This is a genomic window from Achromobacter spanius, assembly GCF_002812705.1.
Taxonomy (GTDB): Bacteria; Pseudomonadota; Gammaproteobacteria; order Burkholderiales; family Burkholderiaceae_B; genus Achromobacter; species Achromobacter spanius.
In genome coordinates, this window is record NZ_CP025030.1 from 2,930,056 (window position 1) to 2,950,615 (window position 20,560).

Here is a 20,560-nt window from a genome sequence, read left to right on the forward strand (position 1 = left end):
TCCAAGCGATCATACTTCATCCAGTCGTCTAGACGTGTAGAGGAAATTATGGATCACTCACAAGCGGGGCAGCAAACGCCCGATGCCCGGCGCGCCGCCTGGATGCGCGTGTTGTCCCTGGCGGACCCGGCCTCCTTGGAAGGGGCATTCAGTGGCTTGGGCAGCGTGCCGCCACACCAGATGCTGCGGCCGGCCCAAACCGGCATGGCCATGGTGCGGGCGCGCAGCGGCGGTACCGGCGCGCGTTTCAATCTGGGCGAAATGACCGTGACGCGCTGCGCGGTGACGCTGGACGCAGCCGGCGCGGGCGTGGTGGGCGTGGCCTACGTGCAGGGGCGTTCATTGCGCCATGCCGAACAGGCCGCGGTAGCCGACGCGCTGCTGCAACTGCCGGAATGGCACGACACCGTGCAAGCGCAATTGATCCAGCCGCTGGCGCGCCAGCATGCCGATAAGGTCGACGCCCAGGCGCGTGTCGCGGCTCAAACCAAGGTTGAATTCTTCACGATGGTGCGGGGCGAGGACTGACATGCAAGCACAGACTCTAAGCACGCCGACCGCCGCGCGCGGCGGCCTCATCCCCGGGTTTGCCGCCCCGGTCAACGATGCGCAAACCACCTTTCGCGCCGCGCTCAAGGCCTTGGCGCATCCCGGGCGCGTGCAAGAAATCGTCGCCCACTGCGGCGTGCCCGCCGGCTTGTCGCCGGCCATGACGGCGCTGCTGCTGACGCTGGTCGACGGCGATACGCCCTTGTGGTTGCCCCCGGAAGCGAGCGCCGACGCGCTGGCCTTCCTGCGCTTTCATTGCGGCTGCCCCATCGTGCCATCGCCGTCGCTGGCGCGCTTCGCCGCCGTGCCGATGGGTTGCGATGCACCCGCGCTGTCCGCCTGCCATCCGGGCGACCCGGCCTATCCGGACTTGTCTACGACCTTGCTGCTTGAAGTGGGCTCGCTTGCCGACGGCCACGCGGTCAGCCTGACCGGCCCGGGCATCCAGACGCGGCAAGCGCTGTCGGTCACGGGCCTGCCCGAGGGCTTCTGGCGCGACTGGCGCCTGAACCATCAACAGTTTCCGCTGGGCGTCGACGTGTTCCTGACGCAAGACCGGTGGATATGTGGACTGCCGCGCACGACGCGGGTGGAGAACTGACATGTACGTAGCCGTCAAAGGGGGCGAACGCGCCATCCTGAATTCCTACCGCATGCTGGACGCCTACCGGCGCGGCGACCGCGCGGTGCCCGAACTGAGCCTGGACCAGATTCGCGAACAGATGCCGCTGGCGGTATCGCGCGTGATGGCCGAGGGCTCGCTCTACGATCCGCAACTGGCCTCGCTGGCGCTCAAGCAGGCGGCGGGCGATGTGATCGAAGCCGTGTTCCTGCTGCGCGCCTATCGCACCACCTTGTCGCGCTATGGCTACACGCAGCCGATCGACACGGGCGCCATGCGCTTGCAGCGCCGTATCTCGTCCACCTTCAAGGACGTGCCGGGCGGCCAGATCCTGGGCCCCACCTACGACTACACCCAACGCTTGCTGGACTTCACGCTGGAAGCGCAGCGCGAGGCCGATGCGCTGCCCGCGGGCGGTGAGGCGCTGGATAGCGCCATGCCGCGCGTGACGGATCTGTTGGCGCACGATGAATTGATCGACGCCGAACCCGTGCCCGAAGGCGACCCCGAACCCTTTGACCTGACGCGCCAGCCGCTGGACTTTCCGGCCTCGCGCGCGGCCCGTCTGCAAAACCTGGCGCGCGCCGACGAGGGCTTTCTGTTGTCCATGGGCTATTCCACGCAGCGCGGCTACGGCAACACCCATCCGTTCGCGGCCGAAATTCGCTACGGCACGCTGGAAGTAGAGATGCACATCGAAGAGCTGGGCTTCGCCGTCACGGTGGGCGAAATCGAAATCACCGAATGCCAGATGGTGAGCCAGTTCGCGGGCAATGCCGACGACGGTCCGAAGTTCACGCGCGGCTACGGCCTGACCTTCGGTTACGGCGAACGCAAAGCCATGTCGATGGCGCTGGTGGACCGCGCGTTGAAGGCCAAGGACCTGGGCGAACGCGCCGATTCGCCCGCCAACGACCACGAGTTCGTGCTGTATCACAGTGACAACGTCGAGGCGTCCGGCTTCGTCCAGCACTTGAAGCTGCCGCATTACGTGGACTTCCAGGCGAATCTGGAACTGCTGCGCCGCTTGCGCGCGGACGGCGCTGCACAAAAAGCCGAGCCGCTTGACACAACCCAAGCCGCATCGCAACCCACCCCCCAAGCCGCTCCCAGCGATCTGATCGACGAGGCTGTTTCCCAATGAGCGCCCACCACGCCACGGTCGAACGCGACGACCACTACAACTTTGCGTATCTCGACGAATCCACCAAGCGCATGCTGCGCCGCGCGCTGCTCAAGGCGGTGGCCATACCCGGCTACCAGGTGCCCTTCGGCAGCCGCGAGATGCCGCTGCCTTATGGCTGGGGCACGGGCGGCATCCAGGTCACGGCGGCCATCATCGGCCAGGACGATGTGCTGAAGGTCATCGACCAAGGGTCGGACGACACCACCAACGCCATCAACATCCGCCGCTTCTTTGGCCGCGTCACGGGCGTGGCCACGACGGAATCCACGCCGGACGCCACCATTGTGCAGACGCGCCACCGCATTCCTGAAACGCCGCTGCGCGAAGGGCAGGTGATGGTCTACCAAGTGCCGATTCCGGAACCGTTGCGCTGGCTTGAACCCAGTGAAACCGAAACCCGCACGATGCACGCGCTGGCTGAATACGGCGGCATGCACGTCAAGCTGTACGAGGACATCGCGCAGCACGGCCACATCGCCACCACCTACGACTACCCCGTCATCGTGAACGACCGCTACATGATGCGCCCGTCGCCCATCCCGAAGTTCGACAACCCCAAGCTGGACGGCAACCCGGCGCTGATGCTGTTCGGCGCCGGCCGCGAAAAGCGCGTCTATGCCGTGCCTCCGTACACCCGCGTCAAAAGCCTGGACTTCGACGACCACCCCTTCACCGTGGAAACCTGGACCGAATGCTGCGACCTGTGCGGATCGCGCGACAGCTATCTGGATGAAATCATCCTGGACGACGCGGGCACGCGCCGCTTCGTGTGTTCGGACACGGAATACTGCAACCACCGCCAAGCGCAACAACGCAACGACGAGGCCACGGCATGAACCCCCAACCCCACCCGCAACCCCTGCTTTCCGTGCGCAACATGACGCGCACTTGGGACGGCGTGCACGGTTGCCGCGACGTCAGCTTTGACCTGTTTCCCGGCGAAGTCCTGTGCGTGGTCGGTGAGTCCGGCTCGGGCAAGAGCACCTTGCTGTCGGCCGTGTCATACCAAACCCAGCCGGACGCCGGCAGCGTCTGGTACGACACGCGAGACCAGGGCTTCATCGACCTGGCCGCGCTGCCCGGCGCGCGCCTGCGCCTCTTGTCGCGCACCGATTGGGGCTTTGTGCGGCAGAACGCGCGCGACGGCCTGCGCATGCAGGTCAGCGCGGGCGCCAACATCGCCGAGCGCCTGATGGCCGTGGGCGACCGGCATTACGGTGACCTGCGCGCCGTGGCGGGCAACTGGCTGCAAAAGATGGAGATCGACGCGGGCCGCCTGGACGATACGCCGGTGTCGTTTTCCGGCGGCATGCAGCAGCGCTTGCAGATCGCGCGCAATCTGGTCACGCATCCGCGCCTGGTGTTCATGGACGAGCCGACCGCGTCGCTGGATGTGTCGGTGCAGGCGCGCTTGTTGGACCTGCTGCGCCAGTTGGTCACGGACCTGGGCCTGGCCGCCATCGTGGTCACGCACGATCTGGCGGTGGCGCGCCTGCTGGCGCATCGCACGCTGGTGATGCGCGGCGGCGTGGTGGTGGAAAGCGGGCTGACCGACCAGATTCTTGACGACCCCCAACACCCCTACACCCAGTTGCTGGTGTCTTCCATTTTGCAGAGCTGAACATGCGCGCAACCACTCCCATGATCGAGGTGCGGGGCCTCGGAAAGATGTTCACCCTGCATAACCAGGGCGGCATCCGCCTGCCCGTGCTGGACGCGGTGGACTTTGATGCTGCCGCGGGCGATTGCCTGGTACTGGCCGGCCCGTCAGGCACCGGCAAAAGCACCTTGCTGCGCTGCCTGTACGGCAACTATCTGGCCACCGAAGGCAGCATCCGCGTGCGCGCAAACGACGAATGGGTCGAGCTGGTGGGCGCGCCCGAACAACGCATTCTGGCCTTGCGCCGCGACGTCATCGGTTATGTCAGCCAGTTCCTGCGGGTGATTCCGCGCGTGTCCGCGCTGGATGTAGTGGCCGAGCCGCTGCGCATGGCGGGCGTGGACGCGGACGCCGCGCGCGAGCAGGCCGGCGCCTTGTTGCAACGCCTGAACGTGCCGCCGCGCCTGTGGGGCTTGGCGCCCGCCACGTTTTCGGGCGGCGAGCAGCAGCGTGTGAACATCGCGCGCGGCTTCATCGCGCGCCATCCCATCTTGCTGCTGGATGAACCCACGGCTTCGCTGGACGCCGACAACCGCCGCGTGGTGATCGCGCTGATCCATGAAGCCCTGGCGGCGGGGCGTTGCCTGCTGGGCATTTTTCACGATGCCGAGGTGCGCGACGCCGTCGCCACGAAAACGTTGGCGCTGCGCCCGGCGTTGCTCGGGGCGGCAGAGTCGACCCAACCGGAGGAATCATGCAAAGCACCTATCTGACCCACGCCCGCGTGGTGCTGCCCGATCGCGTGCTGGACAACAGCGCGGTGCTGATCGATGACGGCCGCATCGTCGCCATCGAACCCGACGGCGCGCGCGCGGACCGGGTGGTCGATCTACAGGGCCAGACCCTCTTGCCCGGGCTGATCGACCTGCATTGCGACGCCATCGAAAAGGAAGCTGAACCCCGTTCGCGCGTGCTGTTTCCCCTGGACTTCGCCGTGGCCCAGGTCGACCGCCGCAATGCCGCGGCCGGCATCACCACGCCCTACCATGCGCTGTCGTTCGCGAACAAGGATTTGGGCGTGCGCAATAACCAGACGGCGGCCGAAGTGGTGCGCACGCTGCGCGCATTCCGCCCGCACAGCCTGGTGGATAACCGCGTGCATTGCCGCTACGAAGTTACCGACGACACCTCGGTGCCGGTGCTGCGCGCGCTGATGGAAGAGGGCGCGGTGGACCTGTTGTCCGTCATGGATCATTCGCCGGGGCAGGGCCAGTTCAAGACGCTGGAGTCGTATCTGCAATACATGATGGGCAATCACGCAATGACCCGCGAGCAGGCGGAAGAAGCCGCCCATGCCAAGACGCGCGCGAAAGATGGCGCGGTGACGCGGGTAGAGACCTTGCTGGCGCACGCCAAGTCCCTGGGCATACCCACCGCCAGCCATGACGACGATTCCGTGCAACGCATTGCCACCATGCGCAACCTGGGCGTGGCAATGAGCGAATTCCCGATCACGCTGGATACCGCCCGCGCGGCGGTGTCATGCGGCCTGCCCACCATTCTGGGCGCGCCGAACGTGCTGCGCGGCCAAAGCCAGAGCGGGTCGATGCGGGCCATCGATGCCATTCGCGCGGGCGTGGCCAGTTGCCTGTGTTCGGACTATCAGCCGTCCACGCTGATCGCCGCGGCCTACACGGTGGCGGCGCAGACGGACCTGAGCTGGCCGCAGGCGATTGCACTGGTCACGGCGAACCCCGCGGACGCCTGCGGGCTGTCGGACCGGGGCCGTATCGCCGTGGGCCTGCGCGCCGATCTGGTGGCAGTGGCGCAGGTGGGCGCCTTGCCATTGATCAGTCACACCTGGTCGGCCGGCCGGCTGGTATTCTCCACGCACTATCAGCCGTCGCGTACCCACGTGGCGGCGGCGCCCCAGCCGCAACGGGTGGCGGCCTGAGCCGCTGGTGATGTCTTCCAGGAGAACCGCGATGAATCCGATCGTGATTGCCGTGGCGCTCAGCGCCACGCACACGTTCAGCAAGCCTGTAGTGCCCACGATCATGCTGTTGCGCGGGCTGGGGGTGGATGGCGACGCGCATCAGGGGGTGACCGTAAAGCATCGCTCGCGCGTGCGCGTCGACCCCACGCAGCCCAACCTGCGGCAGGTGCATTTGATTCAGGCCGAGCTGCATGACGAACTGCAACTGGCCGGTTTCAACGTCGCCGAAGGCACGATGGGCGAAAACATCACCACCCGGGGTATCGATCTGCTGGCCTTGCCGCGCGGTGCGCGCTTGCGCATCGGGGTCGACGCGGTGGTCGAGATCACCGGGCTGCGCAATCCCTGCGTGCAACTGGACCAGTATCAGAAGGGCTTGACGGGCGCCGTGCTGGGCCGCAATCCCGACGGCAGCCTGCAACGCCGCGCCGGCGTCATGGGGATTGTGGTGGAGGGCGGGGCGGTCAGCCCCGGCGACGCCATTCGGGCCGAGCTTCCCGCACTGCCGCATTTCCCGCTGGAACGGGTGTAGGGGCAAAAACATCGTTGCGGGTCAAAGACGGGTTGCCCGGCATCTGGTTAAATGGCGAAGGGCGTAACGGCCTAAGGCGCAGCCGGCCCTTCTCCGGCTCGTCATCCAATTTTCCGGAGCGCGCGATGGCACGATTCAATTTCAACCAAGACCCCGAAGAACCCGATCTGTGGGCGGCCGAAAACGTGCCCGTCGGCGATGGCCGTCCCCCCATCCACGTCATGATCCAGACGGATGGCGAAGAGCCCGACAGCGGCGCGTCCAAGGTGGTCAAGGCCATCATCGACAATCTGGACGATCACATCCTGGCAGCGGCCGAGTTCCTGCTGGATAACTATTCCTACGAGCACTACAAGAAGCTGGGCCTGGAAGACGACCAGTTGCTGCAGGAAGAAACCGCCGAAGCCATGGCCGAAAAAGCCGTGCTGCGCGCCTTGTGGCTGTTCGACGAAGACGGCGACGGCTACGAACTCTGGTTTACGCTGCCCTGGGACCCGGTCCACACCTACGACGTTGAATTCGAAGACGGCGCACCGGTGTCCTGCTCGGTGAACGACTGAATACAGTCGACTGAATCGGGTCGCCCCGGTTCAGTCGATCCCACCCAATCGACTACCCCTGGTTTTCGGGCACGACTGCTGGCGTGCCGGTTGCCGGCCGCGCCGGCGCATCGGCGGCCGCGTCGCCGGGGTTGTCTTCCCGCTTATCTTCCAGCTTGGCGATGACGGCGGTGGCCAGGCTGTTGCCCACCACGTTCGTCGCCGTGCGGCCCATGTCGAAGAACTGGTCGATGCCCATGATCAGCAGCAGCCCGGCCTCGGGCAAATGGAACATCGGCAAGGTCGCGGCCACCACCACCAGCGACGCGCGGGCCACGCCCGCCATGCCCTTGCTGGTCACCATCAGCACCAGCAGCAAGGTCAGTTGCTGGGCAAAGCTCATTTCGATGTTGTAGGCCTGCGCGATGAACAGCACCGCGAACGACTGGTACATCATCGAACCATCCAGGTTGAACGAATACCCCAGCGGCAACACAAAGCCCGAAATGCGCTTGGACACGCCAAAGCGTTCCAGCGCTTCGATCGTCTTCGGGTAGGCCGATTCGCTGCTGGCGGTGGAAAAGGCCAGCAGGGTCGGTTCCTTGATCAGCCCGCCCAGGCGGCGCGTGGACTTACCCAAAAACAGATAGCCCACGCCGAACAGAATGGCCCACAGCAGCGCCAGGCCCAGGTAGAACTCACCGATCAACTTGCCGTAGCTGACCAGCACGCTCAGACCTTCGGTGGTGATGGCGGCGGCCATGGCGGCGAACACACCCAGCGGCGCAAAGCGCATCACATAGTCGGTGACGCGGAACATGATCTTGGCCAGCTCGTCGATCAAGGTGTAGATCGTGTTGTGGCCCTTGCCGCGTATGAACGACAGCGCGGCTCCGAAGAACAGCGAGAACACCAGGATCTGCAAGATCTCGTTGTTGGCCATGGCCTCGGCGATGCTCTTGGGGAACACGTGCGCAATGAAGGCCTTGAGCGTGAAGTCGCCGGTCTTTAGGCCCGAGGTGATGCCCGCGTCGGGTATCGCCAGATTCATGTGCGCGCCCGGATGGAACAGATTGACCAGCAGCAGGCCCAGCAACAGCGACACGGCGGAAGCGGCAATGAACCACACCATGGCGCGCAGGCCGATGCGGCCCACGGCGTTGGCGTCGCTCATGCTGGCCAGGCCCGATACCAGGGTGGCGAACACCAGCGGGGCGATGATCATCTTGATCATGCGCAGGAAAATATCCGTGACCAGGCTGAAGTACGAGGCAATGTGCGCGGCCTCTGTGGCGTCCTGCGCGGTCTTGTCGCAGAGGTAGCCCACCAGGACGCCCAATACCATGGCGATGCCGATGGTGCGCGTCAGCTTCTTTGTATTCATGATCAAAACGGAAAACGAGGAGCCCGCCGCTGCAAGACCCCAGGGGGGCTGCGCCCGCCGGCACGGGGCGGGAAAACGGTCCGGTGACGGGTATGCCGGGGCAACCTGCAAACTGCGGGTTTTCCCTTGGGGCGCGATGTTAACGCTGCACTCCTGACACGCAGTTGTCATGCTGGGGACGTATCAGTAACACCTTCCGGCGTGCCAGAATGGGCCCGCCGCCCAGCGGCGCGTCAATAAGAACCGGCCCCGACCGGGAACATAAAAGGAGATCAAACAATGCCGAAACGCGAACTGTCCGTGCTGGCTTCCGGGTACACCTATCTGGAAGGCCTGCGGTGGCACGAAGACCGCCTGTGGGCGTCGGACTTCTATACCGAGCAGGTCATCGCCGTGGACCTGGCCGGCAAGATTGAACAGATCTGCCGCGTGCCGCAGCAGCCCTCGGGCCTGGGCTGGCTGCCCGATGGCCGCCTGCTGATCTCATCCATGAAAGACCGCAAGGTGCTGCGCCGCGAGGCCGACGGCACGCTGGCCGTGCATGCCGACTTGTCGGCGCTTACGGGCGGCCCCATCAACGACATGGTGGTGGATGACCAGGGCCGGGCCTACGTGGGCAATTTCGGGTTTGACCTGATGGCCGGTGAACCGGTCGCGACAACCACGCTGGTGCGGGTGGACACGGACGGCGTGGCGCAGGCAGTGGCCGAAGGGCTGTGCTTTCCCAACGGTTCGTTCATCACGCCGGACGGCAAGACGCTGATCGTCAACGAAACCTTCGGCAACCGGATCTCGGAATTCGACATCCTGCCCACGGGCGCGCTGGGCCCGCGCCGCGACTGGGCCAACTTCGGGCCATTGCCCGATAGCGACGACCTGTCGGTGCTGATCGCCGCGTCGGCCATCGGCCCGGACGGCGGGGCGCTGGACGCGGAAGGCGCGCTGTGGGTGGCCGACGCCATCGGCAAGCGGATCGTGCGGCTGGCGCGCGGCGGCCAGATCCTGGAGCAGATCGACACCGGCGAATTCGGCATCTTCGCGGCGGCCCTGGGCGGGCCGGACGGCTGCACGCTATTCATGGCCGCCGCCCCGGATTTCATCGAAGCCAACCGCCGCGCCAAGCCCGAAGGCCGCATTCTGATGACCCGGGTGGACGTGCCGCACGCGGGTCGGCCTTGAAGGGTCGGTCTTGAGGGGGCTGCCTTGACGGGTTGGTCTTGATGGGGCGGGCTTGAGGGGGCGGCCCCGGGGCTGGACGCCCTGGGGCTGGTCTTCAACGCCTACTTCGGCGCCAGCCAGGCGTCGGCGTAGCTGCCCACGGCGCCCAGTCCGGTCGTGATGGCGCCGTGTACCCGCTTGTCCAGGTAGGTGGAGTAATTGGTGTCGTCGATCCAGGCCAAGGGCACGTCTTCCGCCAGAATTTTCTGGACCTCGGTGTACAGGCGTTGGCGTTCCTCATCCGTGGGCGCGGTGGCGGCCTGGTCAAAGAGCGCATCCACCTTGGGATTGCGATATTGCGAGGTGTTGGTGAAGGCCAGCCCCTTTTTGATGTTGCTGCTGACGTAGGTGCGCGACACGCCGATTGCCGGGTCGCCATACTGGAATACGCCGTTGTAGGCCATGTCGAAATCCCAGTTGCCCATGCGGGTGGTCCAGCCGCCCACGTCGGTGCTTTCGATGTCGATCACGATGCCGACCTTGCCCAGGCTCTGCTTGGTGTATTCGGCAATGCGGCGCTGCATTTCGCCGTAAGGGTTGGGGATCAGCCCCAGCTTCACGCGCACGCCATTGGCGTCCGGCTTCAGGCCCATTTCGTCGAGCAGGGCGATGGCCTTCTTGGGGTCATACGGATACTGCTTGATGTTGGAGTCGTAAAAGCGCGTGTTGCGATGGAACGGACCCGTCGACACGGTGCCCATGCCGAACATGATGCGCTTGGCGATGAAATCGCGGTTGATGGCGTACATGACCGCTTGCCGGAAGCGCTTGTCGTCCATGGGTTTGCGCGCCCCGTTCATTTCGATCCAGTGCAGCGTGGACCAGTATTCATAGCCCTTTTGCGTGACGTTGATGTGCGGCAGTTTGGCCACGCGCGGCATGTCGAAGGGTTCGATGTCTTGCAACCAGGCCTGCTGTACGGTGCGTTGCTCCAGCGCCAGACGGCGCGAGGCCGCATCCGGGATCACGCGGAAAATGATGCCGTCCAGATAGGGCCTGCCTTTCGCCCAGTAGTGCTCGTTCTTGACCAGCTCAATGTAGGAGCCGCGCTCCCAGCGCTTGAACTTGAACGGGCCGGTGCCGACGGGTGCATTGTTGTGCGGGTTTTGCGCCATGGGCGTGTCGACATCGAACAGATGCTTGGGCAGGATCACGCCGCCGCCGATGTCGAAGGCATACAGGAACGCTGAATAGCGTTCCTTCAACTTGAACACCACGGTGTGATCGTCGGGCGCGGTGATGTCCTGGATGTAGCGCATCAGCGCGCGCGTGCGCGGCGTGTTGGCCAGCACCTGCTTGTAGGAAAACAGCACGTCCGCCGACGTGAAGGGCTTGCCGTCGTGCCATTGCGCGTTGGGCTGCAGGCGGAACGTATAGGTCAACTGATCGTCGGACACCTCCCAGGACTTGGCCAGGCTGGGCTGCGGCTTCAGGTCGAACGAATAGGTCAACAGACTTTCGTACACCTTGCCCGCCACCATCTGCGTAGTGCCCACCTGCTGCATGGCCACGTTCAGATTGGGCGGCTCGGGGTTCAGGATGGCGGTTAGCACGCCGCCGTATTGCGGCTGAAGCTCGGCCGAGGGCGGCGCGGCCAAAACGGTGGCGGGGGTGGCGGCCATTGCCGTGGCGGCCATTGCCTTGGCGACAGCGGCGGTGACCAGCAGGCCCCGAGTCAGGGCGCGGCGGACGATATTGCACTTCAAGGCGAGTCTCCTTGGTTTTTAAGTATCAAATATTGATACTACGGAATCCAAGAGGCTTATGGTGCAGCAGTGGCCCCGGCCGCGCAAGGCGGCGAGGGCTAGGGATATCCCGCTAAAGGAATGGGGAGGGCGGCGCCTTCAGTTGCGGTTGGGGCGGCCGCTCAGTGCGCGCGCGGCCGAGATCGCCAATGAGCTGAAGCGCTGCGTGAAGGAATCCAGCGTCCATTCGGCCAGCAGGCCGGAGATATGGATGGCCGCGATGGGGCGGCCGCTGTGGTCGACGACCGCGCTGCCCAGCACGATCTCGCCCACCATGCTTTCTTCCAGGCAGATGGCGTAGCCCTGCACGCGCGCCTCGCGCACGCGCTGGCGGATCAGGTCCGGGTCGGTGATGGTCTTGGCCGTCAGCGGGCGCAAGTCGCTGCGCGCCAGGATGTCGTCGACTTCGTCATCAGCCAGGTGCGACATGATGGCGCGGCCACCCGATGACGAGAATGTCGGCATGCGGCGCCCCACCAGCGTGGCGTAGAAGGTCTGGCGCTTGCTCTGCCGGCGCAGGGCATACACGATGGTCAGGCCGTCGAACAGGCTCAGATCCACGCGCTCGCCGCATTCCTGTTGCAGTTGTTCCAGGATGGGCGTGGCGCGTTCAAGCAACGGATGGCCGCGCAGAAAGTCGAAGGTGCGGTCCAGGATCTTCTTGCCCAGCACGTAGCCGCGCTGGTTGCTGCCGCGTTCCAGATAGCCCAGGGCCACCAGCGTATGCAGCATGCGCTGGGTTGAACTGCGGTCCAGCCCTGACAGTTCTGTCAGCTCATTCAGGCTGAGCGGGCCGGGATGGTTCGAAAAAGCCTCCAGGATGCCGAAGCCTTTCGCCAGGGATTGGTTGAACCGGGTTTCGGTTGTGGCCATGTTGATTTACTCCAGTCTCTTTTCTTGTTTTTGCCGCGCGGTATCGGTGCGGGCTATTCGCACGCGGATAGGAACTGTAGTGGCAAATCGATTTCTGTCAGGGCTAGGGAAATTACCCATGGTTTCCGTCTTGTCCCGTAATTGTGCGAACTCTATCATGCCAAATATGGATATCTAGATATCAAATATTGATACCTATGAATTTGCCGCTTTCACATCCGACAAGGGGAATGCAATGAGCAGCGTCGCAGCAGCCAGCCTGGACCAGGCCCGTATCGCCGAAGCCGTCAACCAGCTTCGCCAATACATGACCGACACGCTGACCGGTTTCGTGCAATGCCGCAGCCTGCCCGGGCAGGAGATGTCCGCCGCCGAGTTTCTGGAAGACGCGCTGGCGGACCTGGGCCTGGCGTCCGAGCGCATTGCGCTGCGCACCGAAGAACTGAAAAACCTGCCGCTGTATTCCCCGGCATGCTGCCCGGACGGCGGCCGCTACAACGTGCTGGCGCGCCACGAGCCGCGCAGCGCGGGCGGCCGGGCCGTCTTGTTCAACGGCCACCTGGACGTGGTGCCCACGGGACCGCATGAACTCTGGGACCCGGCGCCGTTCGACGGTGAACTGCGCGATGGCTGGTTGTATGGCCGCGGCGCGGGCGACATGAAGGCGGGCATCATCTGCGCGCTGGCCGCGTTCAAGGCGCTGCGCGAGCTGGGCGTGCAACCCGCTGGCGCGGTGGGCTTCAACGGCGTGCTTGAAGAAGAAAACACCGGCAACGGCACGCTGGCCACGGTGTCGGCGCTGCAAAGCGCCATCGCGGCGGCCAAGCTCAGCGCGTTCGACGCGGTGGTCATCCCCGAACCCACGCATGAACGCATGATGAGCGCGCAACTGGGCGTGTACTGGATGTACGTGGACATCGTGGGCCGCCCCGCGCATGCCGCGTACATGACCACGGGCGTCAACCCGGTCGAAACCGGTCTGCGCATCGTGGACGCCATGAAGCAGTTGGAACACGAATGGAACCTGCCCGAAAACCGGCACCCCGCCTATCGCGATCATGCGCATCCCATCAACTTCAACCTGGGGCAGATCCACGCGGGTGACTGGAATTCGTCGGTGCCCAGCGTCTGCACGCTGGGCATGCGCATCGCCTGCTATCCGGACATGAGCATCGAAGCGGCCAAGCAGTTGGTCGAGTCGCGCATCCGCGCCGTCGAAGCCGAACTGACCGACAGCGATGTGCGCATCGACATCCGCTACGAAGGCTTCCACGCGCCGGGCTGCGAGTACGACCTGGACGTGCCGGCCATGCAGTTGCTGGCCGATGCCCACCGCCGCGTGGCCGGCGAATTGCCCGAGCCCACCGCGTTGACGGCCACCACCGATGGCCGCCATTTCCGGCTGCTGATGGACGTGCCGGTGACCTGCTACGGCCCCAAGGTGCAGAACGTGCACGGCTTCAATGAATGCGTGTCGGTGGACAGCATGGTGCGCGTGGCCACCGCCTTGGCGCTTTTCATCCACGACTGGTGCGGCGTCGAACCGCTGCAAGCCTGAGCCCGGCCGCGGCATGCGCCGCGGCGCCTCCTGCCGTTGTTCTCTCAATACGGAATACCTGCCATGACATCCATCATTGCCCGGCGCGCCCTGGCGCGCTGCACCCTGGCCGTGGCCAGCCTTCTGACCCTGTCGACGCCCGTCTCGCAGGCGGCTGAAACGCCCCAATACGGCGGCGTGCTGACCGCCATCCTGAGCCCCGAGCCGCCCAGCTTGAACGTGGCGGTGCAACAAGTGGCCAGCACGCAGTTGGTGGGAGGCAAGATATTCGAAAGCCTGCTGACCTACTCCTTCGATCTCAAGCCGCAGCCCGGCCTGGCCAAGTCCTGGGACGTTTCGCCCGACCGCCTGACCTACACCTTCCACCTGCAACCCAAGGTGCAGTGGCACGATGGCAAGCCGTTCTCGTCCGACGACGTGGTGTTCACCTACACCAAGATCCTGGCTAACACGCCGCGCACCCGCACGCTGATGGCCAATGTGCAAGAAGTGTCGGCACCCGATGCGCAGACCGTCGTCTTCAAGCTGAAGCAGCCGTATTCGGCGTTCCTGTACGCCTTCGACATCGGCGGCGGCGCCATCCTGCCCAAGCATTTGTATGACGTGGACACGCCCATTGGCCAGAACCCCAACAACAACGCGCCCATCGGCACCGGCCCGTTCAAGTTCAAGCACTGGGAACGTGGTTCTTATGTTGAGCTCGTCAAGAACGAGCACTACTGGAAGGAAGGCCGGCCCTACCTGGACGGCATCACCTACCGCGTGATTCCCGATTCGGCCTCGCGCCGCGTGGCGCTGGAACAAGGCACGGTGCTCCAGGGCTGGTTGCAGGACATCGAGCCGGTGGATGTGCCGCGCCTGGTCAAGCTGCCCCACATCACCGAGACCCACAAGGGATATGAGTACTGGTCCACCTTGCAATGGATTGAACTGAACGGCGGTCGCCAGCCGTTTTCGGACAAGCGCTTTCGCCAGGCGCTGATGTACGGCATCAACCGCCAGTTCATCGTCGACAAAATCATGTTCGGGGCGGGCACCGTGGCCACCGGCCCTATTCACCACAACACGCGCTTCTATGACGCCAACGTCAAGAAGTACCCCTACGATCCTAAGAAGGCCATTGCGCTGCTGGACGAAATGGGCCTGAAGCCGGACGCCAAGGGCGTGCGCGCCACGCTGGGCCTGATCCCGCTGCCTTATGGCGAAATGCCGCGCCGCACCGCGGAATACATCAAGCAGAACCTGGCCAAGATCGGCGTGGCCGTCAGCATCGAGAACACCGATGTGGGCGGATGGGTCAGCCGCGTGGGCAACTGGGATTTCGACATGGGCGCCAACGGCGTATTCCAGTACGGCGACCCGGCGATCGGCGTGTCGCGCACCTACGTCAGCAGCAACATCAAGAAGGGGCTGATGTTCAGCAATACCTCGCAGTACAGCAACCCCAAGGTCGATGAGCTGTTCGATGCCGCCGCTACGGCCGCAACGGACGAAGAACGCCAGAAGCTGTACAGCGAGGCGCAGCGCATTCTTGTCGAGGACGTGCCGGTGCTGTGGCTGGCCGACACGAACTATTCGACGCTGCTGAACAAGCGCGTGCACAACGCGGTGACGACGGCGCTGGGCGTGGTGGATACGCAAAGCGATACCTGGCTGTCCAAAGAATGAAGAAGGTCGGCAAATTCCTGGCGAACCGGGTGGTCAAGAGCGTCCTGGTTCTGCTGATGATCGCGCTCTTCAACTTCTTCCTGGTGCGGGCGGCGCCGGGCGACCCCGCCGAAATCCTGGCGGGTCAGTCCGGCGCGGTGGATGCCGAGTTCATCGCCAAGCTGCGCCAGGAATTCGGGCTGGACAAGCCCATTGCCGTGCAACTGGGCCAGTACCTGAAGAACGTCGCGACGTTCGACCTGGGCTATTCCTACCGCCAGCAGGCGCCGGTTTCCAGCCTGATCCTGCAACACCTGCCCGCCACGTTGCTGCTGACCTTGTCGGCCTTCGCGTTCGCGCTGCTGGCGGGCGTCAGCCTGGGCACGCAGGCGGCGCTGCGGGTGGGGAAGTGGGGCGACACCGTCATCACCACGCTGTCCATGTTGGCCTACGCCACGCCGCTGTTCTGGGTGGGGTTGATGCTGGTGCTGTTGTTCTCGGTGAACCTGGAATGGCTGCCGGCCTTCGGTTATGAAAGCGTGGGCGCCAATCTGACGGGGTTGGCCCGCCTGGCGGATGTCGCCAAGCATCTGCTGCTGCCGGCGCTGACCCTGGGCATGTTCTACATGGCGGTCTACGCCCGCTTGACGCGCGCGTCCATCCTGGAAATCAGCCAGCTTGATTTCGTCAAGACGGCGCGCGCCAAGGGCTTGTCAGAACGCACGGTCATCGTGCGCCACGTGCTGCGCAACGCGCTGCTGCCCGTCATCACGTATGCCGGTATCCAGGCGGGCGGCCTGATCGGCGGTTCGCTGCTGGTGGAAACCGTTTTCGCGTGGCCGGGTATCGGCCGGCTGGCGTTTGACGCCTTGATCCAGCGCGACTACAGCGTGCTGCTGGGCGTGTTCTTCGTGGCCTCGCTGATCGTGGTGGTGGTCAACCTAGTCACCGACATTCTGTACACGGTGGCGGATCCCAGGATCGAACTGAAATGAAAGCGTTCATGCAATCGTTCTGCCGCAACAAGGGCGGCATCATGGGCCTGATCGTGATCGCGCTGGTCACGCTGATGGCCCTCACCGCCAGCTGGATCTTTCCGGACAGCCCCTGGGACATCATCAACGGCCCCTTCATGCCGCCATTGTCGGACGGCGCCTTGCTGGGCACCGACACCCTTGGCCGCGACATCGCCACCGGTATCGCCTATGGGTCCCGCGTGACGTTGGTGCTGGCCGCCGTGTCCACGGCGGTGTCCATCCTGGTGGGCATCACGGTGGGCGCGCTGGCGGGCTTTTATGGCGGGCGGGTCGACCAGGCCATCGTCGGCTTCATCGAACTCTTCCAGACCATTCCCAGTTTCTTCCTGGCGGTGGTGCTGGTGGCCATCCTGACGCCCAACATGGCGACGGTGATCTTCGCGATTGCGGTGGTGTCCTGGCCGCCCTTGGCGCGCCTGGTGCGGGCCGAGTTCATGAGCCTGAAAAATCGTGAATTCGTGCAGGCGGCCATGCTGGCCGGCCAATCCAACCTGCGCATCATCCTGACGCAGATCCTGCCCAACAGCCTGTCGCCGGTGATCGTGTCGGGCTCGCTCATGATCGCCAGCTCGATCCTGCTGGAATCGGCGCTCAGCTTCCTGGGCCTGGGCGACCCCAACGCCATGACGTGGGGCTACATCATCGGCGCGTCGCGCAGTGTGCTGCGCGATGCCTGGTGGATGAGCGTGTTCCCCGGCGTGGCGATTCTGGTGACGGTGCTGTCGCTGAACCTGATCGGCGAAGCGCTGAACGACGCGCTGAATCCAAAGCTGGCGCGCAGGAGGACGACGTAATGGGTACCGACTACACGAATGCGAATGCCGACGCCACGCATTCCGCCGCCACGAATGCCACCACCGCGGCTTCCGACACCTCCAGCGCGCTGCTGGACATCCGCGGTCTCAGCGTAACGGCCGCGCATGGTGGGCCGACCGTGGTGCAGGACGTGTCCTACACCGTCAACCGCAACGAGATCCTGTGCGTGGTGGGGGAATCCGGTTCGGGCAAATCCGTGACGGCGCACGCCATCATGGGCTTGCTGCCGGCCGGCCAACTCAGCGTCACGCAGGGGCAGATCCTGTACGGCGGGCGCGACCTGGTCGGGCTGTCGGCCACCGACTGGTACGGCTTGCGCGGCAAGTCGTTCGGCATGGTGTTCCAGGAGCCCATGACCGCGCTGAATCCCATCATGCGCGTGGGCCGGCAGGTGGACGAGGTGCTCGAACGCCACACCACGCTGAGCGTCGCGGCGCGCAAGCAGCGCGTGCTGGAATTGTTTGAACAGGTGTTGCTGCCGGATCCCGCCGCCATGATCGACGCCTTTCCGTTCCAGTTGTCGGGCGGGCAGCGCCAGCGCGTGGTGATCGCGATGGCGCTGGCGCTGGAGCCGGACGTGCTGATCGCCGATGAACCCACGACCGCGCTGGACGTCACGACGCAGGCGCAGATACTCGGGCTGATCAAGGACATCCAGCGGCGCATGGGCATCGGCGTCATCTTCATTACCCACGACTTTGGCGTGGTGGCCAACATTGCCGACCGCATCGTCGTCATGCGCAAGGGCGCGGTGGTGGAGGCGGGCGCCGCCCAAGACATCCTGAACCGCCCACAGCATCCCTATACGCGCCAGTTGATCGCCGCCGTGCCGCACAAGCCCGAGGGCAAAGAAGAGGCGGGTGCGGCGCCCGCGCTGATGGTGGTGGACAAGCTGTGCAAGACCTTCGCCACCGGCGGGCGCCGGGTCGACGCACTGCGCGATATCTCGCTGGAAATCCGGCAGGGCGAAACGCTGGGCCTGGTGGGCGAGTCCGGCTCGGGCAAGTCCACCTTGGGCCGCACGCTGATCGGCTTGATCTCGCCTGACAGCGGCAGCGTGCGTATGGAGGGCCAGGAACTCGTCGGCATGAAGCCGCGCGACTTCCGCCCCTATCGTCGCCAGATCCAGATGGTGTTCCAGGACCCCTATGCATCGCTGAACCCGCGCCACCGCGTGATCGAGGCGGTGGCGCAAGGCCCCATCGCGTTCGGCATCAGCCGCAAGACCGCGCTGCGCGATGCGCGTGAATTGCTGGAACTGGTGGGCTTGGGCGGAGACGCGGGCGACCGCTATCCACACCAATTTTCCGGTGGGCAGCGCCAGCGCGTGGGCATCGCGCGCGCCCTGGCCTTGAAGCCCCGGCTGCTGGTGGCGGACGAAGCGGTGTCGGCGCTGGACGTGTCCATCCAGGCGCAGGTGCTGGACCTGCTCAAGACCGTGAGCGGGCAGTTCGACCTGTCGGTGCTGTTCATCACCCACGACCTGCGTGTCGCGGCCCAGATCTGCGACCGCATTGCCGTCATGCGGCAAGGGCAACTGGTGGAGCTGGAACGCGCGGCCACGATTTTCTACCACCCACAACATGAATACACGCGCCGCCTGATCGAATCGGTGCCGGGCAAGGCCTGGAACAAACCCGATCTGGAAGCGCTGTCAGACCCCTCAAGGAGCAAGCAGTATGCGTGACACCGAGTATCAGGCGCTGGACGGGCTGGCGCTGGCCGACTTGTTGGCAAGGCGCGAAGTCAGCCCCGAAGACCTGATGGCCTGCGCCATCAATCTGGCGCGGGAACGCGCGCCGGCCATGAATGCGCTTTGCTACGAGCGCTATGAAGAGTCCCTGGACGTGGCGCGCGCCTGGCAAGTCCGGGGCGTGTTTGGCGCGATTCCATTCCTGCTGAAGGATTCCGGGCTGGCGCACACGCGCTTTCCGTCCAGCCTGGGCTCCCGCCTGCTGAACGACACGCGCTATGCCCGCAACGCCACGCTGGCTGACCGCTTCGAGGCGGCTGGCCTGATTCCGTTTGCACGCACCACCGTCCCGGAATTCTGCATGGCGCCCACCACCGAGGCGGCGCGCAACGGCGGCCCCACCCGCAACCCCTGGGACCTGACGCGCTCGACGGGCGGCTCCAGCGGCGGCGCGGCGGCGGCGGTGGCGGCGGGCATCGTTCCCTTGGCGCACGGCAGCGACGGCGGGGGCTCCATCCGTATTCCCGCCGCGGCTTGCGGCGTGTATGGGCTGAAAGTGTCGCGGGGCCGCGTGCCCATGGGCCCGTTGCGGGGCGAAGGCTGGGGCGGCCTGGCGACGGATGGCGTGCTGTCGCGTTCGGTGCGCGACACGGCGGCCGCGCTGGACGCCGTGTGCGCGCCGGAGCCGGGCGCGCCCTATGCGGCGCCCGCCGCCCCGGGGTCATATCTGGAACTGCTGGCCACCCCCCCGCGAAAAATGCGCATCGTCGTGTGGCGCAGCGCCTTCAATGGCGTGGCCGTGGCGCCCGAATGTGTTGCCGCTGTCGAGCGCGCGGCGGCGCTGTGCCGGGAACTGGGCCACGAGGTCGTGGACGGCACGCCGCCGGACATCGAGTACGACGCCTTCGTGCAGGCCCACGCCAATGTGCTGGCAGGGAACATCGTGCTGTCGGTGGATACGCGGCTGGGCCTGACCGGCCAGCCCTTGCACGACGATGACCTGGAACCCGTGCTGCGCCAGGGCTATGAATACGGCAAGACGCTGCCCGCGGCGCAGTACATCGGCAGTGTGAACCGCTTCCATGCCATCGGCCGCATCCTGGACCACTATATGGAAGGCTGCGACGCCATCCTGTCGCCCTCGCTGACGCAACTGCCGTTGAAGCTGGGCGAATTGTCCACGGCCCAGGGCTCGTTCCTGGACTTCCGCCGCAAGGTCGCCACCTATGGCACGTTCTCGGCGGCGTTCAATGCGTCGGGCCAGCCGGCCGCCAGCTTGCCGCTGGTCTGGACCGACGCGGGCCTGCCCGTGGGCGTGCAGGTGGTGGGCCGCTATGGCCACGAAGCGGTGGTGCTGGCCTTGTCGGCCCAACTGGAAACGGCCCAGCCCTGGGCCGGACGCATCGCGGTGCCGCAGCCCGTCTAGGGGCGGCCCCGGGGGAACAGCCCCCGAGGCAGGAGTTTCGCGCGTCGGGGCGGCTTTGGCCGCCCCTAGTCCCTCATGCTTCCGGACGACCCGCGCGGCCTTGCGCCGCTTTGCCATCGGCTGAATGGACCGGATACCG

Annotated in this window: 19 protein-coding genes; 16 read left to right on the forward strand and 3 right to left on the reverse strand. The window is 65.3% G+C overall.

What is annotated here, in order from left to right; all coding sequences use genetic code 11:
• The first annotated feature begins 48 nt into the window (after positions 1-48).
• From phnG to CVS48_RS13345, 9 genes are all read left to right on the forward strand, one after another.
• Positions 49-528 carry a phosphonate C-P lyase system protein PhnG gene (gene phnG / locus CVS48_RS13305; protein ID WP_100854865.1) on the forward strand — a complete coding sequence of 160 codons (480 nt, stop codon included), beginning with the start codon at positions 49-51 and terminating at the stop codon, positions 526-528.
• 1 nt (position 529) lies between these two features.
• Positions 530-1,150 carry a phosphonate C-P lyase system protein PhnH gene (phnH, locus tag CVS48_RS13310; RefSeq protein ID WP_100854866.1) on the forward strand — a complete coding sequence of 207 codons (621 nt, stop codon included), beginning with the start codon at positions 530-532 and terminating at the stop codon, positions 1,148-1,150.
• 1 nt (position 1,151) lies between these two features.
• Entirely contained in the window at positions 1,152-2,315 is a 1,164-nt protein-coding gene (locus CVS48_RS13315; protein WP_100854867.1) for a carbon-phosphorus lyase complex subunit, read from the forward strand.
• Positions 2,312-3,193 carry an alpha-D-ribose 1-methylphosphonate 5-phosphate C-P-lyase PhnJ gene (locus CVS48_RS13320; protein WP_100854868.1) on the forward strand — a complete coding sequence of 294 codons (882 nt, stop codon included), beginning with the start codon at positions 2,312-2,314 and terminating at the stop codon, positions 3,191-3,193. Before CVS48_RS13315 ends, CVS48_RS13320 begins: the two co-directional genes overlap by 4 nt.
• Positions 3,190-3,978: a phosphonate C-P lyase system protein PhnK gene (gene phnK, locus CVS48_RS13325; RefSeq protein ID WP_100854869.1), complete on the forward strand. Its 789-nt coding sequence runs from the start codon at positions 3,190-3,192 to the stop codon at positions 3,976-3,978. Before CVS48_RS13320 ends, phnK begins: the two co-directional genes overlap by 4 nt.
• 2 nt (positions 3,979-3,980) lie before the next feature.
• On the forward strand, positions 3,981-4,730 hold the full coding sequence (phnL, locus tag CVS48_RS13330) for a phosphonate C-P lyase system protein PhnL (RefSeq protein WP_100854870.1): 750 nt from the start codon (positions 3,981-3,983) through the stop codon (positions 4,728-4,730).
• Positions 4,712-5,911 carry an alpha-D-ribose 1-methylphosphonate 5-triphosphate diphosphatase gene (locus CVS48_RS13335; RefSeq protein WP_100854871.1) on the forward strand — a complete coding sequence of 400 codons (1,200 nt, stop codon included), beginning with the start codon at positions 4,712-4,714 and terminating at the stop codon, positions 5,909-5,911. Before phnL ends, CVS48_RS13335 begins: the two co-directional genes overlap by 19 nt.
• A 31-nt stretch (positions 5,912-5,942) precedes the next feature.
• Positions 5,943-6,485 carry an MOSC domain-containing protein gene (locus CVS48_RS13340; RefSeq protein WP_100854872.1) on the forward strand — a complete coding sequence of 181 codons (543 nt, stop codon included), beginning with the start codon at positions 5,943-5,945 and terminating at the stop codon, positions 6,483-6,485.
• Positions 6,486-6,610: 125 nt separating this feature from the next.
• Entirely contained in the window at positions 6,611-7,045 is a 435-nt protein-coding gene (locus CVS48_RS13345) for a hypothetical protein (RefSeq protein ID WP_100854873.1), read from the forward strand.
• Between the two features lie 52 nt (positions 7,046-7,097).
• Here the strand turns inward: CVS48_RS13345 and CVS48_RS13350 are convergent, their stop codons facing one another.
• On the reverse strand, positions 7,098-8,408 hold the full coding sequence (locus CVS48_RS13350; protein ID WP_100854874.1) for a dicarboxylate/amino acid:cation symporter: 1,311 nt from the start codon (positions 8,406-8,408) through the stop codon (positions 7,098-7,100).
• A gap of 279 nt (positions 8,409-8,687) precedes the next feature.
• On the opposite strand from CVS48_RS13350, the gene CVS48_RS13355 reads away from it, so the two are divergent.
• Positions 8,688-9,587, forward strand: coding sequence for an SMP-30/gluconolactonase/LRE family protein (locus CVS48_RS13355; protein WP_100854875.1), 900 nt, complete (start codon positions 8,688-8,690; stop codon positions 9,585-9,587).
• Between the two features lie 101 nt (positions 9,588-9,688).
• Here the strand turns inward: CVS48_RS13355 and CVS48_RS13360 are convergent, their stop codons facing one another.
• Positions 9,689-11,332 (reverse strand): ABC transporter substrate-binding protein, encoded by a 1,644-nt coding sequence (locus CVS48_RS13360; RefSeq protein ID WP_100854876.1) that lies wholly within the window; start codon positions 11,330-11,332, stop codon positions 9,689-9,691.
• 138 nt (positions 11,333-11,470) lie between these two features.
• Complete coding sequence (locus CVS48_RS13365; protein WP_100854877.1) at positions 11,471-12,244, reverse strand: IclR family transcriptional regulator; 774 nt, start codon at positions 12,242-12,244, stop codon at positions 11,471-11,473.
• Positions 12,245-12,479: 235 nt separating this feature from the next.
• On the opposite strand from CVS48_RS13365, the gene CVS48_RS13370 reads away from it, so the two are divergent.
• The 6 genes from CVS48_RS13370 (at position 12,480) to CVS48_RS13395 (ending at position 20,421) form a co-directional block, all read left to right on the forward strand.
• Positions 12,480-13,802: an ArgE/DapE family deacylase gene (locus CVS48_RS13370; RefSeq protein ID WP_100854878.1), complete on the forward strand. Its 1,323-nt coding sequence runs from the start codon at positions 12,480-12,482 to the stop codon at positions 13,800-13,802.
• Positions 13,803-13,865: 63 nt separating this feature from the next.
• A complete protein-coding gene (locus CVS48_RS13375; RefSeq protein WP_100854879.1) occupies positions 13,866-15,470 on the forward strand; it encodes an ABC transporter substrate-binding protein in 1,605 nt (534 codons plus the stop codon).
• A complete protein-coding gene (locus tag CVS48_RS13380; protein WP_100854880.1) occupies positions 15,467-16,444 on the forward strand; it encodes an ABC transporter permease in 978 nt (325 codons plus the stop codon). Before CVS48_RS13375 ends, CVS48_RS13380 begins: the two co-directional genes overlap by 4 nt.
• Positions 16,441-17,280: an ABC transporter permease gene (locus CVS48_RS13385; protein WP_100854881.1), complete on the forward strand. Its 840-nt coding sequence runs from the start codon at positions 16,441-16,443 to the stop codon at positions 17,278-17,280. The genes CVS48_RS13380 and CVS48_RS13385 overlap by 4 nt, the downstream gene beginning before the upstream one ends.
• Entirely contained in the window at positions 17,280-18,989 is a 1,710-nt protein-coding gene (locus CVS48_RS13390; RefSeq protein WP_242001290.1) for an ABC transporter ATP-binding protein, read from the forward strand. Before CVS48_RS13385 ends, CVS48_RS13390 begins: the two co-directional genes overlap by 1 nt.
• Positions 18,982-20,421 (forward strand): amidase, encoded by a 1,440-nt coding sequence (locus CVS48_RS13395; protein ID WP_100854882.1) that lies wholly within the window; start codon positions 18,982-18,984, stop codon positions 20,419-20,421. Before CVS48_RS13390 ends, CVS48_RS13395 begins: the two co-directional genes overlap by 8 nt.
• The last annotated feature ends 139 nt before the right edge of the window (positions 20,422-20,560 follow it).